Here is a 16,327-nt window from a genome sequence, read left to right on the forward strand (position 1 = left end):
ATGTCCGACTGGCCATGCCGGACCGGGAAGGCGGTCGCCCCTCTGAGCCGGGCACCGCCGAGCTTCTGACCGAAGACGGGCGCATCCTCGCGACAGGCCCTGACCTGCCGCGCGGCACGGCGCGGATCGTCGATTGCGGCGGACGGCTGATGACGCCCGGGCTGATCGACTGCCACACCCATCTGGTCTTTGGCGGCGACCGCGCGCGCGAATTTGAAATGCGGCTTGAGGGGGCGGGCTATGAAGAGATCGCCCGTGCCGGGGGGGGCATCAAAGCCTCGATGGCGGCGACGCGGGCGCTTTCGGTCGAAGGGCTGATCGAGGCCAGCCTGCCGCGCCTTGATCATCTGCTGGCCGAGGGCGTCTCGACGGTTGAAATCAAATCGGGCTACGGACTTTCGGTCGCCTCCGAGCTGAACATGCTGCGCGCGGCGCGCGGCCTTGCCGACCGGCGCCGGGTGCGCGTGAAGACCACCTGGCTTGCCGCCCATGCCCTGCCCCCGGATTATGCCGGCCGCGCCACTGACTATATCCGCGAGGTCGCGATTGCCGGTCTGGAAGAGGCCCATGCCGAGGGGCTGGTCGATGCCGTTGACAGCTTTTGCGAGGGGATCGCCTTTTCCACTGCGGAACTGGAGCCGCTTTACCTGCGCGCCCGTGAGCTGGGTCTGCCGGTCAAGATCCATTCCGAGCAGCTTTCCCATCAGGGCGGCACCGCTTTCGCCGCCCGTCATGGCGCGCTGTCAGCCGATCACCTGGAACATGCGACCGAGGCCGATGCCCGCGCGATGGCCGCTTCCGGCACCGTCGCGACGCTGCTGCCCGGCGCCTTCTATATGCTGCGCGAGACCGTGCTGCCGCCGATCCGGGCCTTCCGCGAGCATGGCGTGCCGATGGCGCTTTCGACCGATTGCAATCCGGGTACCTCGCCGCTGACCTCGATCCTGATGACGATGAATATGGGCGCGACCCTGTTCCGGCTGACCGTGCCGGAGTGCCTGGCCGCCGTCACCATGCATGCGGCCCGCGCGCTTGGGCTTGGCACCGAGCTCGGGCGTATCGCGCCCGGCTTCCGCGCCGATCTGGCGCTCTGGGATGTCGAGAGCCCGGCACAACTGGTGGCAAGGATCGGGTTCAACCCGCTCCATGCCCGCATCTTCCACGGAGAAATGGTCTGACAATGGCTGATACACTCATCCCCGGCGCCGTCCCGCTCAGCACCCTGCGGCGGATCTACTGGCAGGCGGAAACCCCGGCCCTTGATCCCTCGGCGGATGCGGGCATCGCGCGCTCGGCCGCGCGTATCGCCGAGGTCGCCGCCGGCACCGAAGCGGTTTACGGCGTGAATACCGGCTTTGGCAAACTCGCCTCGATCCGCATTCCGGCGGGGGATGTCGCAACGCTGCAGCGGAACCTGATCCTGTCGCATTGCTGCGGTGTCGGCGCGCCGCTCGACCAGGATGTGGTGCGGCTGATCCTGACGCTGAAACTGATGTCGCTCGGCCGTGGCGCCTCGGGGACGCGACCCGAGGTCGTGGCGCTGATCGGTGCGATGCTGGCGGCGGATGTCCTGCCGGTGATCCCGGAAAAGGGCTCGGTCGGCGCTTCCGGCGATCTGGCACCGCTGGCCCATATGGCCGCCGTTCTGATCGGCGAGGGGGAGGCCCTTTATCAGGGTGAGCGCCTGCCCGGGGCGAAGGCCCTGGCCAAAGCCGGGCTGAAACCCGTGGTGCTGGCCGCGAAAGAGGGGCTTGCGCTGATCAATGGCACCCAGGTCTCGACCGCGCTGGCGCTGGCGGGGCTGTTTCGCGCCGAGCGCAGCTTGCGCGCCGCCATCGTCACCGGCGCGCTTTCGACCGATGCCGCGATGGGCTCCACCGCGCCCTTTACCGAAGAAATCCACACGCTGCGCGGCCATCAGGGCCAGATCGACGTCGCGCGGGCGCTGCGCGAATTGCTGGCCGAAAGCCAGATCCGCATGAGCCATGTCGAAGGCGATGAGCGCGTCCAGGACCCCTATTGCATCCGCTGCCATCCCCAGGTCGCCGGCGCCGCGCTTGACGTGTTGCGCCAGGCCGCCCGCACGCTGGAGATCGAGGCCAATGCGGCGACCGACAATCCGCTTGTGCTTTCAGACGGCCAGGTCGTCTCGGGCGGTAATTTCCACGCCGAGCCGGTGGCCTTCGCCGCCGATATGATCGCGCTTTGCGTGGCCGAAATCGGCGCAATCGCGCAGCGCCGCGTCGCCCTTCTGGTCGACCCCGCGCTGTCTTACGGGCTGCCGGGCTTCCTGACGCCAAAGCCGGGCCTGAATTCCGGGATGATGATCGCCGAGGTCACCACCGCCGCCTTGATGAGCGAAAACAAACAGATGGCCCATCCGGCATCGGTGGACAGCACGCCCACCTCGGCCAATCAGGAAGACCACGTCTCGATGGCCTGCCATGGCGCGCGCCGTCTTTTGCCGATGACGCAGAACCTGAACTGGATCATCGGTGTCGAGGCGATGATCGCCGCGCAAGGCATCCACCTGCGCGGCCCGCTGAAATCCTCTCCCCGGCTGGAAGCCGCGATCGAGGCGATCCGCGCCCGCATCCCCGTCCTCGACACCGACCGTTTCATGGGCACCGACATGGAGGCGGCAGGTGAGCTGATCGCCACCGGCGCGCTGGAACTGGCGGGCGCGGGCCTCCTGCCGGAGGTGGGCTGATGGATCCCTTCACCCTGCGGCAGGGCGACAGCCCGGTCATCCTTGGCTTCCCGCATGCCGGTTTTTCGCTGCCCCATGAGATCCGCGAAAGGCTGAATGACGAGGGCCGCCTCAGCCGCGATACCGACTGGCATATTCAGCATCTCTATGCCGATCTGATCCCCGGCCTGACCACGATCACCGCCAATCACTCCCGCTATGTGATTGACCTGAACCGGGATCCGGGCGGCAACAGCCTCTATCCCGGCCAGACGACGACCGGGCTGATCCCGGTGACGACCTTCGACAATGCCCCGATCTGGCGTGAGGGTGCCGAGCCTGGCGCGGGTGATATCGCGCATTGGCTCGACGCCGTGCACCGCCCCTATCACGCCGCGCTCGCGGCCGAGATTGCCCGCGTCAAGGCGCTGCACGGGGTGGCGATTGTCTTTGACTGCCATTCGATCCGCTCGCAGATCCCCTGGCTTTTCGACGGCCTTCTGCCGGATCTGAACATCGGCACCGATGGCGGCGTGACCTGCGCCCCCGCGCTTGAAACCGCAGTGGTCGATATCGCCCGCACCTCCGGCCACAGCTGGGTGCTGAACGGGCGTTTCCGCGGCGGCTGGACCACGCGCCATTACGGGCGGCCCGAGACCGGCGTGCATGCGATCCAGATGGAGCTGGCGCAAAGCAGCTATCTGCAGACCGAAGAACCGCCCTTCGCCTTTGATCCGGGGAAGGCCGCGCATCTGCGCCTGACCCTGACCAGAATACTCACTGAACTGGCGGAAATCGCCCCCCGCCTCGCCAAAGCCTGAGAGGTTCCCGATGACCATGACCCGCCACAACAACCGCGACATCTATCCGCCGGCCGGGCCGGAAATCACCTGCAAGACATGGGCCGCCGAGGCCGCGATGCGGATGCTGATGAACAACCTGCATCCCGATGTCGCCGAAAACCCGCATGAGCTGGTGGTTTATGGCGGCATCGGCCGCGCCGCCCGCTCCTGGGAGGATTTCGATCTGATCGTCGATGCCTTGCGGGATCTGGAAGCGGATGAGACGCTGCTGGTGCAATCCGGCAAGCCGGTCTCCATCGTGAAAACCCATGCGGATGCGCCGCGCGTGCTGATCGCGAATTCCAACCTCGTGCCCCGCTGGGCGACATGGGAGCATTTCAACGAGCTCGATAAAAAGGGCTTGATGATGTATGGCCAGATGACCGCTGGCTCCTGGATCTATATCGGCGCCCAGGGCATCGTTCAGGGCACTTATGAGACCTTCGCCGAGATGGGCCGCCAGCATTACAATGGCGATCTGACCGGCAAATGGGTGCTGACCGGCGGCCTTGGTGGCATGGGCGGCGCGCAGCCGCTGGCGGCGGTTTTCGCGGGGGCGTCCTGCCTGGCGGTTGAGGTCGATGAGACCCGGATCGATTTCCGTATCCGCACGAAATACCTCGATGCGAAGGCGAAAACGCTTGATGAGGCGCTGGCGCTGATCGCTGACTGGACCGCAAAGGGGGAAGCGAAATCCGTGGGCCTTCTGGGCAATGCAGCCGAGATCTTCCCCGAGATCCTGCGCCGTCAGCTGGCAGGCGAGGCTTTGCCGAATGGCGGCCCCGATATCGTGACCGACCAGACCTCGGCGCATGATCCGGTGCATGGCTACTGCCCCGCCGGCTGGACGGTCGGCGAATGGCGCGCGCGCCAGGAAAGCGACCCGGCATCGGTCGACCGCGCCGCCCGCATCTCGATGCGGACCCATGTCGAGGCGATGGTCGGCTTCCATGATGCCGGCGTTCCGACCGTGGATTATGGAAACAATATCAGGCAGATGGCAAAGGAAGAGGGCTTTGAGCGCGCCTTTGCCTTCCCCGGTTTCGTGCCGGCCTGCATTCGCCCGCTCTTCTGCCAGGGCATTGGCCCCTTCCGCTGGGCGGCGCTGTCCGGAGACCCGGAGGACATCGCGAAAACCGATGCCGCGATGAAAAAGCTCTTCCCCGAGAACAAGGGCCTGCATCGCTGGCTCGACATGGCGGCAGAGCGCATCGCCTTTCAGGGCCTGCCGGCGCGGATCTGCTGGATCGGTCTGGGGGATCGCCACCGGGCCGGGCTGATGTTCAACGAGATGGTGGCAAGCGGAGAGCTGAAGGCCCCGGTGGTGATCGGGCGCGACCATCTCGATTCCGGATCAGTTGCCAGCCCCAATCGTGAGACCGAGGGCATGATGGACGGATCGGACGCGGTGTCGGACTGGCCGCTCCTGAACGCGCTCACGAATACCGCCTCGGGGGCGACCTGGGTGTCGATCCATCACGGCGGCGGCGTCGGCATGGGGTTCAGCCAGCATGCCGGCGTGGTGATCGTCGCCGATGGCACGCCCGAGGCCGCGAAACGGCTGGAGCGGGTCTTGTGGAATGACCCGGCCTCGGGCGTGATGCGCCATGCCGATGCCGGTTATGAGCTGGCGAAGGATTGCGCGCGGCTCCACAAGCTGCGGCTGCCCGGCATCCTGAAATGAACGGGATTTACCCGGCACAGGGCCGGATCTGGCGGCCCTGGAAAAATGGCGGCGGCAAGACGGCAGAAATTGCCGTCTTCCCCGCGGGCGCCGGATTTGACAGCTTCGACTGGCGCCTCTCCACCGCCATCGTCGCGGCAGACGGCCCCTTCTCGACCTTTCCGGGCATTGATCGCGTGCTGACCGTGCTGGAAGGCGGCGCGATGGAGCTGGACGTCGCCGGCACCCGGCATCTGCTGGATGCGAGCAGTCCGCCACTGGCCTTTCCCGGCGACCTGCCGGTCATGGCAAGGCTTCAGGGCCCGCAGCTACTGGATTTCAATCTGATGCTGCGCCGCCCGCTCAGGGCCAGCTTGACGCGCGGGCCGCTTGTGCCCCGGCGCGCGCCTGAGGCCGGGCAGCGCCTGCTCGCATTGCTGCTTGAAGACAGGGCAGGAGTGTCACGGCTCGATCTGGTTGATCTCGGGGCGGTGACGCCCGCGCTGTGTCAGGCGCTGACCGGCGCAGAAGCGCTTCTTGTCACCCTGACGCCCGGCTGACCACCTCGCAATCCGGGCGCCGCAATCTGAGGCCCCGCAATCTGAGGACAGGAAACCCCGTTCAGCCAAGCGTATCGCGCGGACCGAATTGCGCCACAAGCTGGTGACGGTCACCGGGATAGGTCTGGCAGACCAGCGTCACCCATTGCCCGACCGCCTCGGTCTGCCTGGTGATCTCAAGGCAGCTGCAGTCCCTGGCAAGACCCAGCTCCTGCGCCACCTGTTTCGAGGCGGGCACCGCCCTGATCCGGTGCCGGGCCGAGGTCCAGGGGATCTCGCGCAAGAGCCAGCCCCCGGGCGCGATATGGCGGAAATCCACCTCGACAGCCTGCGGCGCCGCTTCGGGATTGATGATCCGTGTCTCCAGGCAAAAGGGCAGATCCCCGGCATGATGCACCCCGCGCAGGGCCAGAACCCTGCCCTTGCCCGCCTCAATCCCCAGGCTTTGCGCCTCTTCGGGCAGGGGCGCACGCAGGCTGCGCTCAAGCAGATCAAAGCGCCAGGCAAGCCCGAGCGCCGCCACCTCGGCCTCGATATCGGTGATCTCCATCACCGCCGCCTGAGCCATCGGCCGCGCGACAAATGTGCCGAGCTTGCGCCGGCGCACCAGAAACCCCTCGCGCGTCAGCTGCGCAAGCACCTTGTTCATCGTCATGCGCGACACGCCATGCGCCTCGGCGAGCCGGGTCTCAAAGGGCAGCTGAAAGCCGGGCGGCCAGTCGCCGCTGGTGATCCGGTCCCGCAACTCGGTCAGGATGCGGTCATGATGGGTGCCCGGGATGGCAGGGGCGCTGGACATATGGCCTCCTCAGATGGCTGCCCTCATATCTAGGAAACCAGCCCCGTAAGGTCTATCAGGTATGGAGACTGTTCGATGGAATTTGCCTTCAGGCACCAAGATCCGCGATTTCGCCCACTGTGACCGGTCGCAGCGGCGGTCGAATGGTAAGGCCGATATCATTCCTGTCCGGCGGTGCAGAACCGGCCTCGCGCGTCAGCGCGACCAGAGTCGGACCACAGATCCGCCCCTGACAAGGCCCCATACCGCAGCGCAAAAAAGCCTTGATCTGGTTTGGCCCGGCATCCCCGGCAGCAAGGCTCTGGCGGATTGCGCCGCATTGCACCTCTTCGCAGCGACAGGCGATAACCTCATCGGGCGGGGTCAGGATCGCAGCCGGGGGGTGGTAGAGCCTCTCAATCAGCGGGCGGGCGCGCAGATGCGCGCGGCGCTCTTGCTTCGCGGCACGCAGGATCTGCGGGTCAGGTCCGCGGGCCAGCCGTTGGAGAATCGAAGCCGCCGCGATCCGCCCCTCTTGCAGGGCGACCATGGCGCCGCCGATCCCTCCCGCATCCCCGGCGATGTAAATATTTTCCAGCGAACTGCACAAAGCGGCATCACGAAAGGGTTCCAATGCGGCGGTCTCCGCTGCCCAGACCATATCGCAGCCAAGGCTGCGCGGAAGGTGGGTTTCCGGGATCACCCCCTCATGCAGCCCGACCCGCGCCGCATCCAGCTTATGGACCCGGCCTTTGGAGCGGAACTGCAGATGCAGCCCTTTCTCACCTTCTGTGATCGAAAGATCGCTCACGCCTTGGTAGCGGCGTGTTCCGGCGCGACGCAGGCGCCATAAAAGTTCTGCCCCCTTGAGCAGGTAGCTAGGCCCCGCCCCGCTCAGCGCCGCCGGAACATGCAAGACCGCCCGCGACCAGGCACTTCGCCGCGCAGTATCCAGCAAAACCAGGTCACGCTTGCCCGCCGCCAGACATTGCGCGGCGTAGAGATAGAAAAGCGGCCCGCTCCCGGCCAGAGCAAGCGTCCCTTCGGGCAAAATCCCGTCGCGTTTAAGCAGGATTTGCAATCCGCCGATCGTCGTCACCCCGGGCAGGGTCCAGCCGGGAAGCGCGACCGGACGCTCCATCGCGCCGGTGGCAATCAGTATATGCCGGGCCTTTTCGCAGCGCAGGCCGTTTTCATCGCGCAGCCAGACGCTGCCATCCGGCTCTGCGCGCCAGACCGCCGTGTTGAAGGCCAGTGTAGCACCGCTTTCTCGCAAGCGCGCCACCTCAACCGCGCCTTTGGCGTAATCGGGGCCAAGTATCGCCTTGCGCGCGATGTTTGCCTTTTCGATGCTCCGCCAGATCTGCCCACCGGGGCCAGGGGCCTCATCGACCACCAGAACCCGTGCGCCCTGTTCAGCCATCAGGGTCGCGCCACCGATCCCGGCCGGACCGCACCCGATCACGATAACATCATGGGCCTGGGTCATGCGTCGTCTCCCGCCGCGTCCCGGCGCGCACCGATCTGACGGCACACCACCATGCCAGGTCGCGCCTCGACCATGCAGGCACGCTGGTTTTCCTGCCCGTCAATCGCCACGAGGCAGTCAAAGCAGACCCCCATCAGGCACCATGGCCCGCGCGCCGTGCCACTGACGGGCGTTTCGCGAAATGCTCCGATCCCGGCGGCCAACAGGACGCCGGCAACGCTTTGGCCCGGCACGAAGGGCAATATGCACCCTTCAAAAATCAGCACCGTGCCAGCATCAGTCGCGACAGGATCAAGCCGGAAGAAGGTCAAACCTTGCACTCCTCATCGAAGGGGGGGCATCGCCCAGATGCCCCTGGGCCAGAGCAGGCCCGAGCAACAGCGCGTGCAGGCTGGCAAGCGTCACACCGCTGTGGCAGGTAACAAGAAAGGCGCCCGGCATCGTGGCGGATTGCTCATAAATCGGCAGGCCGTCAGGTGACATCACCCGCAGCGCGCCCCAGGCCCGTATCAGCCGCGCCGCGCGAAGAGCAGGAAAAAGCCTGACCCCAATCTGGCAAAGCCGCGTCAGATCCGCCACTTCGGTGCCGGTCGAGAAGCCCGTATCCTCATGGGTGCTGCCGAGGAGCACCGTGCCCTCGCGGCTTTGCCTGATCGAGCTGGAGGGATGTTTCAGGAAGGGTGCGATCCGGTCGGTAACAAGGATCTGCCCCCTCTCCGGGGTCAAGCGAGGGTTGATCCCGATCTGACGGCCCAGATCATTGGCACCAAGCCCTGCGGCGACGACCACCCGACGCCCGGTAAACCTGCGGCCCTCACAGTCGCGCAGAACAAAGCCCGTCCGGTCATCGGGGGTGACAGAGGTAACCGTCACATTGGTCTGCAAGCACCCGCCATGGCGCGAAAATCCCGCCTGAAGCGCCCGCAGCGTCATCAGGGGACTGACCTCTCCGTCAAGGTCGGACAGCGAAGCCCCGACCACATCCGGCCCGATCCCGGGCGCAAGTGCCAGCAGTGCCTGGCGGTCGAGCATCTCAATCGCGATCTCGCCACCTACCGCATGGGTGCGTGCAATCAGGCCGCGCCGCTGCTCCATCTCGGCCTCAGAGCAGCAAAAATGCAGCCCTCCCCCGCCGCGCCAGCCTGTATCCAGCCCGGTTTCTGCGGCAAGGATCGCCGCAAATTCAGGCCAGAGCCGGCCCGCGCGGATAGACCAATGCATGTAATCCGGCTGGCCAAGGCCCTTGCCCTGCAACCAGACAAGGCCGAAATTCCCGCGTGAGGCGCGAAAAGCGATATCGCCCTCATCCAGCAGCGTGACCGAGGCTCCTGCCCGCGCGGCCCCCCAGGCGATTGCCGAGCCGATCAGGCCACCACCGATGACCACCAGATCGCAAGCCGCGTTCATTTCACCCAGTCCGGTGGCAACAGCGCCATCTGCATCCAGCGCCCGAGCGTCACGATGTCGAAGACCGGCAGGCCGAAGCGACGACTGATCGCCGCCGAATAGGGCGGCAGATTGGCGCATTCAAAGACCAGCGCCCCCACTTCGGGATGGCGCCCCAAGAGATCAGCCACGGTTGCCATGACATCGGCTTCCTGGGCCGCAGGGTCAATCGGCGACGCCGCCTCGCGCATATTGCGCAAGAGCGGGCCATCAAACGGAAGCGCGGCCACCGGCAAGTCTGTCGGCATTCCCATATTGTGGAAATGTCGCGGGCCAAGCGCCTTCAGATCCGACAGGATCAGCCCCGGCACCCGGCCGTGCGGCAGAGTTCGCGCAATCATCGGAACCTGTAACAACGCGGAAGACAGGAAAGGCACCGGCGAATGGCGGATCAGATCCTCCTGGACCGCTGCCAGAAAGCCGCAGCTGGTGGTGATCGCGGAACAGCCAATCGCGACGAGATCGTCAATCGCCTCGCGAAACGCGGCAAGGGACCGGCGTGGATCGCCCTCGATCACATCTCGCGGGGTCACACCTTTCACCACCCGGAACTGCACGGGAAAAGGCCAGGTCGCAGCATGGGCCACATCACCGGGCAAACGGATGAAACCCGTATCAAGCACGATGATCCCCAGCATCACGCCCTGAACGGTCCGACGCGGCGCGGTCATGACGGCTCCGCGCACAGCGCGTCTTTCAGACCATTCCAGCGGCTGACCGCCCCCGTCTCGATCCCGAACAGATCAAGCGCGCGGGCGACCGAATGCGAGACTACCTCATCAAGGCTTTGGGGCTTCGCATAGAAGGCCGGCACCGGCGGCATGATGATCGCGCCCATTTGCGTCAGGCGGGTCATGGTTTCCAGATGGCCCAGATGCAGCGGCGTCTCACGCAGCATCAGAACCAGCCGCCGCCGCTCTTTCAGCACCACATCCGCCGCGCGGCTCATCAGGCTGGAGGTCACACCGGTCGCGATTTCAGACATCGTTCTGACCGAACAGGGCGCGATCAACATCCCCATGGTGTGAAACGAACCCGAAGCGATGCTGGCGCCGATATCGGCCACCGGATGGGTGACATCGGCGCGCCCCTCAAGATCGGCAGCCCGTATCCCCAGCTCCTGATGCAGCGTCAGCAGCGCCGAGCGCGAGACGACAAGATGGGTCTCGGCACCCGCTGCCCGCGCCAGTTCAAGCGCGCGGATGCCGTAAGCCGCGCCCGATGCCCCCGAAATCCCGATGACAAGCCGCCGCGCGCCCATGGTCATTGCCCCGCGAACCAGTCTTCGGCGCGCACGCTGTCGCCAAGGCGCAGGCGTTTGCGTTCGAACTCATCCTCGCGGCCCCAGGGTTTGGTCGCATCGACCAGAAGACGGCCCCAATGGTCTTTCTGCTCATCACGGTAGAAAGAGGGGGTTTCCGGGATAATCATCATATCCTTATCCGGGCGGCAGCGGGTCAGGATCGCCCATTGGACATCATCCATGTCGTAAATATTGATATCACGGTCCACCACGGTGATCTGCTTGGCCCAGATCGGTTCGGCCCCAATCGTCGCCAGCATGACCTGACGGGCATGGCCCTCGAATTGCGGGTCAATCTGCACGATGGCATGGTTCACGAAGGGCTGGCAGGTCACATTGACAATGCCCGGCAGCGCCGCCGAAAGCCGCTGATAGATATTGGCCGAAACCGACAGCTCCAGCGTCAACACCTCTTCGGGCGAGCCGCACAGGATCGAGTGGAACATCGCATCCTTGCGCACGGTGACGCCCAGCACCTCGAAGACCGCATTCGGCCCCACCGGCACATAATAGCCCATGAACTCGCCGAACGGGCCTTCGGGGCTGCGCACATCTGGAAGGAAACGGCCTTCGATCACCACCTCGGTCTCGGCGGGGACCTCAAGGTCGATGTGATTGCATTTGCGCATCGCGATCGGCTTGCCGCGCAGGCGGGCCGCGACCTCCAGCTCATCCACATCATAGGGCAGAGGGGCGGCAGCGGTCAGGAAGGCATGGGCGGGCGGACCGATCAGCATCGCCGCTTCCAGCGGCTTACCCATCTTCTCGGCCTTCTCGTGATAGATCGTCAGATGGTGGCGCGGTGCCAGCCGGCAGCGCAGCTCGCCGTCATTGATATACATCGAGCGGTGATAGGACAGGTTGCCCACCCCGGTCTCGGGGTCTTTCGCGATGAACATGGCCGAGGTGAAATAGGCGCCGCCATCCCGGTCGGAATAGGTGATCAGCGGCAGATCCGACAGCTTCACCTCTTCATATTCGGGCAGATCGGCCGGCCCCGCCGCCACCAGCGGCTCTTTCATATCGGCCGCGCCAAGCGAGGACAGCCTGCTCCACTGACGGCAGAAATCGCCGGCATCAATGCCGATCACCTCGCCCAGTCTTTCGCGCGTACTGTAGACATTGCTAACGACCGGAAAGCGGGTGCCTTTCACATTGGTGAACATCACCGGCTTTTGCCATTTCTTCTGGGCCAGTGCCGTGACCGCCGCCAGTTCATGCGCCGGGTCGATCTCACGGTCGACGACCAGAAGATCGCCGCGCTGTTCCAGTTTGCGAACAAAGTCTCTCATGATCTTCAGTCCTTATCAGCGCCGGCTCAGCGGCCTTTGCCCGTGGGTTGGGGGGGGACGATCCGGTTCGAGCGCGCCTCATGGGTCGAGCGCAGACGGTAACGGTCGCCGGGATAGATAAAGCGGCTGCGGGTGACAGGCACCCCGTCGCGCCAGGTCGAGCGGTCCAGCAAAAGGCAGGGCTGGTTCTCGTCGATCTGCAGATGTTTGCGCACCTCTTCATCGGCACGGATCGCGCGGATCGTATTGTCGACCGTGGTGACTGTCGTTTCGCGCAACAGCCAGTTATGCGGCGTTATGCGCGAGAAATCCTGTTCCAGGTAGGCCGGAGCTTCGGCCGCATTCACATAGCGGTCCTCCAGCTGGATCGGGGTGCCATCCTCAAGATGCAGGATCCGCGAATAGAAAACGATGTCATCAGGCGCGAGCTGCAGCATGTTGCGGCCCGGGCTGTCGCGTCCCAGAATCGCATGATGCAGCACCCGGCAGGAATGCGCGCCGCCCGAGAAAGAGACCTCTTCGGCAATATCGGGCAGGTTGAAGACTGCACATTGCATCCGCGGGCCGATGACGAAGGTGCCGCGACCCTGGATCCGCAGCAAAACCCCGTCGGCCTGCAATTCGCGCAGCGCCCGCCTGACCGTCAGCGAAGAGGTGCCGAACTCGCTGGCCAGCGCCTCTTCCGACGGGACCTGGAAATTGGCCGGCCATTCCTCGGTTTCGATTCTGCGGTCAATCGCACCTTTGATCTGCTCGTAAAGAGGTTGCTCTGTGCTCACCGTGATTTCCATAATGATATCATTATCAATCCAAACATCCCTCAAAACGATCCAGCAAAGCAAGCAGAAAAGTCGATTCGCGGCGCCGACATGGCGATTTTATCCATTTTCAGCCCAAACGCAGCGGGGATATGCACAATTTTTATGCAGAAATGGCTATTTTTATAAAAGCTAAACTCTATTCTTGACATGCTTTAATAATATCATTTCGATCATGAAAAATACAAAGTATGCCGAGTCAGTCTCCTGACCACCCGGCAACCGGCACCAGAAGCGGAGCGACCATGACCCAAGATAACCTTCCGAAACTGTCCATGTATATTGATGGCCAATGGGTCCCCCCGTCGTCAGGCGCCTACCTGGAAACGGTTGATCCCTTCACCGCAAAGCCCTGGGCGCTGATCCCGCGCGGCAATGCGGATGATGCCGATCAGGCGGTCCAGGCCGCGCACCGGGCCTTCAAAACCGGCCCCTGGGGCAAGATGCATGCCAGCCAGCGCGGCAAGATCATTCGCAAATTCGCCGATCTGATCGAAGAAAACGCCGACATGCTGGCCGAGATCGAAGTGCGCGACAATGGCCGCCTGCTGGCCGAGATGGGCCATCAGATCCGCTATGTCGCAAACTGGTTCCACTATTATGGCGGCCTGACCGACAAGATCGAGGGCGCCGTCCATCCTTGCGACAAGCCCGCACTCAGCTATTCACGCCATGAACCGCTTGGTGTCTGCGTCGGCATCGTGCCCTGGAACGCGCCCCTGTTCCTCTTCTCGCTCAAGGCCGCACCCGCCCTGGCAGCGGGTTGCACCCTGGTGATGAAGCCGGCGGAAACCACCTCCGCCACCGCGCTGAAACTGATGGAACTGGTTGAAAAGGCCGGCTTCCCCAAAGGCGTCATCAATGTCGTTACCGGCTATGGCCCAGAGGTCGGTGAACCGCTTGTCACCCATCCGCTGACCCGCCATGTCGGCTTTACCGGATCGACGAAAACCGGCGCCCATCTCTATCAGCTGGCTGCAAAAGACATCAAACGCGTCAGCTTGGAACTGGGCGGGAAATCCCCCAATATCGTGTTTGACGACGCCAATCTTGACAATGCCGTGCGCGGCGTGGTCGGCGGCATATTCGGCGCGGTCGGTCAGACCTGCATCGCCGGATCGCGGCTGCTGGTCCACCGAAAAGTCCATGACCAGTTCCTTGAGAAGCTGGCCGCCTTCACGAAAACCGCGCCGATCGGCGATCCGAAGAACCTGAACACCCGCATCGGGCCGATCGCCAATGTCATGCAATATGAAAAGGTCCTCGGCTATATCGACATCGCGCGCCAGGAAGGCGCCGAGCTGGTCCTTGGCGGCAAGCGCCCCGATCTTGCCGAATGCCGCGACGGCTTCTTCGTCGAGCCCACCATCTTTGCCGGCGTGCGCAATGACATGCGCATCGCGCAGGAAGAGGTCTTCGGGCCCGTCCTTGCCACCATCCCCTTCGATGAGGTCGAGGAAGCCATCGAAATCGCCAATGACAGCGAATTCGGTCTGGCTGCGGGGGTCTGGACCAGCGACATGCGCCGCGCAATCCTGATGTCCGAGCGCCTCGAAGCAGGCAGCGTCTGGGTCAATACGTATCGCGACGTTTCCTATACCACCCCCTTTGGCGGCTATAAGAAAAGCGGCATCGGCCGCGAAAACGGCATCGAGGGGATCCGCGAATTCCTTCAGACCAAGGCCGTATGGCTGTCGACCGCCGAGGAAATCGCCAACCCCTTCGTGATCGGGTGACGGAAATGAGAAAAGGTGCAGAAATTCTGGCCGATGAACTGGCGCTGAACGGCACATCGGTCATCTATCATGTTCCCGGCGAAAGCTTTCTTGTTGCGCTGGATTCACTGGCGACGCGCCACCCCGTTATCAGGGCGATCAGCTGCCGCCATGAAAACGGGGCGGCACAGATGGCCGAGGCCCATGGCAAGCTGACCGGACAGCCCGGCGTGGCCTTCGTCACCCGCAGCCCCGGCGCCACCAACGCGGTCAACGGCGTTCACACCGCCTTTCAGGACAGCTCGCCCATGATCCTGATCGTGGGTCAGGTGAAACGCTCGATCCTCGAACGCGAGGCCTTCATGGCCTATGATTTCCGTACCATGTTTGCCCCCATGGCGAAATGGGTCGGGCAGATTGATGACCCGGCGCGGATCCCGGAATTCGTGCAGCGCGCCTGGGCCACGGCCCTGTCAGGCCGCCGCGGGCCGGTGGTGCTGGTCGTGCCTGAGGATGTGCTGGAGGAAATGTCGGATGTCGCCCCTTCGGCCCGCCCGGCCCGCCCGTCGCATGCCGGAGAACCGCGCGCGGAAGACCTCGATGCCCTGTTCGGTATGCTCGAAACCGCCGTGAAGCCGTTGATCGTGGTGGGCGGATCGGACTGGAGCGAGACGGCGCGCAATGACATTCAGGCCTTTGCGACCCGTATGGGTCTGCCGGTGGTCACCACCTTCCGCCGCCGTGACATCATCGACCACCGCCAGGACTGCTATGTCGGCGAGATCGGCATCGGCTCAAACCCGGCGCTGCTGGCCCAGATCAAGGAATCCGATTTCGTCCTGATGCTCAATGATGCGCTGAGCGATGTGAATACCATCGGCGCAGGCTATATGGAGGGGTTCACGCTCTTCTCGATCCCGCATCCACACCAGAAAATCGTGCATATCATGAAGGATCACGGCGATCTGAACCGGGTCTTTCAGGTCGATCTGGCGCTGGTGGCGGATAATGAAGCAACCGCTGCGGCGCTGGCCGCATATCAGGCCGATCCGGTGCCGGTCCATGCCGGGTGGTGCGCCAAGCTGCGCGATATCCTGACGGAGGAGCGCCAACCCCGGCCCTGCCCGGGCGATATCGACCTGCCCGGCATCATGGGCTGGCTGCGCAATCGTCTGCCCGGGGACGCCATTGTCACCAATGGTGTCGGCGCTTATGCCACTTGGAGCCAGCGCTATTTCCCGCATTACCAGCTGCATACGCAACTGGGCCCGATCAGTGGCACCATGGGCTATTCCCTGCCCGCAGCCATTGCCGCGAAAATCGCCCGCCCCGACCAGATTGTGGTCGATTTCGTCGGCGATGGCTGTTTCCAGATGAGTAGCGAGGAACTGGCAACCGCCGTGCAATACGGGGCGAATGTCATCATACTGCTGTTCAACAACGGCCTTTACGGCACGATCCGCATCCATGAGGAAAACCGGCTCGACGGGCGCACGAATGGCACTGTGCTGACCAACCCGGACTTCCTGAAACTGGCTGAGGCTTACGGCGCGCATGGCGAGCGGGTCACGACCACCGCCGAATTCGCGCCCGCTTTCGAGCGCGCCCTGGCTGCAGGCAAGCCCGCACTGATCGAAATGGTCATCGACCCCGAGGCGATCCATACCCGCTACTCGCTCAGCGACCTGAAAGCGCGCCGTGCGGCACGGGCAAAGGGCTGAGGCCTGAAGAC

15 protein-coding genes are annotated in these 16,327 nt (G+C 64.2%); 7 read left to right on the forward strand and 8 right to left on the reverse strand.

What is annotated here, in order from left to right; genetic code table 11:
* The first annotated feature begins 14 nt into the window (after nucleotides 1-14).
* The 5 genes from hutI to AC4FS3_RS03635 are packed head-to-tail and all read left to right on the forward strand — an operon-like array spanning nucleotide 15 to nucleotide 5,754.
* A complete protein-coding gene (hutI, locus tag AC4FS3_RS03615) occupies nucleotides 15-1,178 on the forward strand; it encodes an imidazolonepropionase (protein WP_491019536.1) in 1,164 nt (387 codons plus the stop codon).
* A gap of 2 nt (nucleotides 1,179-1,180) precedes the next feature.
* A complete protein-coding gene (gene hutH, locus AC4FS3_RS03620; protein ID WP_491019427.1) occupies nucleotides 1,181-2,710 on the forward strand; it encodes a histidine ammonia-lyase in 1,530 nt (509 codons plus the stop codon).
* Nucleotides 2,710-3,510, forward strand: a complete 801-nt coding sequence (hutG, locus tag AC4FS3_RS03625) for an N-formylglutamate deformylase (RefSeq protein WP_491019428.1) — start codon at nucleotides 2,710-2,712, stop codon at nucleotides 3,508-3,510. Before hutH ends, hutG begins: the two co-directional genes overlap by 1 nt.
* 10 nt (nucleotides 3,511-3,520) lie before the next feature.
* Complete coding sequence (gene hutU, locus AC4FS3_RS03630) at nucleotides 3,521-5,215, forward strand: urocanate hydratase (protein WP_491019429.1); 1,695 nt, start codon at nucleotides 3,521-3,523, stop codon at nucleotides 5,213-5,215.
* Nucleotides 5,212-5,754: a HutD/Ves family protein gene (locus tag AC4FS3_RS03635; protein WP_491019430.1), complete on the forward strand. Its 543-nt coding sequence runs from the start codon at nucleotides 5,212-5,214 to the stop codon at nucleotides 5,752-5,754. Before hutU ends, AC4FS3_RS03635 begins: the two co-directional genes overlap by 4 nt.
* Before the next feature lie 61 nt (nucleotides 5,755-5,815).
* Here AC4FS3_RS03635 and hutC (AC4FS3_RS03640) read toward each other — a convergent pair whose 3' ends face one another.
* The 8 genes from hutC (AC4FS3_RS03640) to hutC (AC4FS3_RS03675) all read right to left on the reverse strand — a co-directional run bounded on the left by hutC (AC4FS3_RS03640) (nucleotide 5,816) and on the right by hutC (AC4FS3_RS03675) (nucleotide 12,853).
* Nucleotides 5,816-6,553 (reverse strand): histidine utilization transcriptional repressor HutC, encoded by a 738-nt coding sequence (hutC, locus tag AC4FS3_RS03640; RefSeq protein WP_491019431.1) that lies wholly within the window; start codon nucleotides 6,551-6,553, stop codon nucleotides 5,816-5,818.
* An 88-nt stretch (nucleotides 6,554-6,641) separates the two neighbouring features.
* Nucleotides 6,642-8,021, reverse strand: a complete 1,380-nt coding sequence (locus AC4FS3_RS03645) for an FAD/NAD(P)-dependent oxidoreductase (protein WP_491019432.1) — start codon at nucleotides 8,019-8,021, stop codon at nucleotides 6,642-6,644.
* Entirely contained in the window at nucleotides 8,018-8,332 is a 315-nt protein-coding gene (locus tag AC4FS3_RS03650; protein ID WP_491019433.1) for a (2Fe-2S)-binding protein, read from the reverse strand. The genes AC4FS3_RS03645 and AC4FS3_RS03650 overlap by 4 nt, the downstream gene beginning before the upstream one ends.
* Nucleotides 8,313-9,428, reverse strand: a complete 1,116-nt coding sequence (locus tag AC4FS3_RS03655) for an NAD(P)/FAD-dependent oxidoreductase (protein WP_491019434.1) — start codon at nucleotides 9,426-9,428, stop codon at nucleotides 8,313-8,315. The genes AC4FS3_RS03650 and AC4FS3_RS03655 overlap by 20 nt, the downstream gene beginning before the upstream one ends.
* On the reverse strand, nucleotides 9,425-10,138 hold the full coding sequence (locus tag AC4FS3_RS03660) for an aspartate/glutamate racemase family protein (protein WP_491019435.1): 714 nt from the start codon (nucleotides 10,136-10,138) through the stop codon (nucleotides 9,425-9,427). The genes AC4FS3_RS03655 and AC4FS3_RS03660 overlap by 4 nt, the downstream gene beginning before the upstream one ends.
* Complete coding sequence (locus AC4FS3_RS03665) at nucleotides 10,135-10,728, reverse strand: UbiX family flavin prenyltransferase (RefSeq protein WP_491019436.1); 594 nt, start codon at nucleotides 10,726-10,728, stop codon at nucleotides 10,135-10,137. The genes AC4FS3_RS03660 and AC4FS3_RS03665 overlap by 4 nt, the downstream gene beginning before the upstream one ends.
* Before the next feature lie 2 nt (nucleotides 10,729-10,730).
* Nucleotides 10,731-12,062 (reverse strand): UbiD family decarboxylase, encoded by a 1,332-nt coding sequence (locus tag AC4FS3_RS03670; protein WP_491019437.1) that lies wholly within the window; start codon nucleotides 12,060-12,062, stop codon nucleotides 10,731-10,733.
* Nucleotides 12,063-12,088: 26 nt separating this feature from the next.
* Entirely contained in the window at nucleotides 12,089-12,853 is a 765-nt protein-coding gene (hutC, locus tag AC4FS3_RS03675; protein WP_491019438.1) for a histidine utilization transcriptional repressor HutC, read from the reverse strand.
* A gap of 272 nt (nucleotides 12,854-13,125) precedes the next feature.
* On the opposite strand from hutC (AC4FS3_RS03675), the gene AC4FS3_RS03680 reads away from it, so the two are divergent.
* Both AC4FS3_RS03680 and AC4FS3_RS03685 read left to right on the forward strand, forming a co-directional pair.
* A complete protein-coding gene (locus tag AC4FS3_RS03680) occupies nucleotides 13,126-14,616 on the forward strand; it encodes an aldehyde dehydrogenase (protein ID WP_491019439.1) in 1,491 nt (496 codons plus the stop codon).
* Nucleotides 14,617-14,621: 5 nt separating this feature from the next.
* Nucleotides 14,622-16,316: a thiamine pyrophosphate-binding protein gene (locus AC4FS3_RS03685; RefSeq protein WP_491019440.1), complete on the forward strand. Its 1,695-nt coding sequence runs from the start codon at nucleotides 14,622-14,624 to the stop codon at nucleotides 16,314-16,316.
* The last annotated feature ends 11 nt before the right edge of the window (nucleotides 16,317-16,327 follow it).

The sequence above is a fragment of the Pseudogemmobacter sp. TB195 genome, from assembly GCF_058313095.1.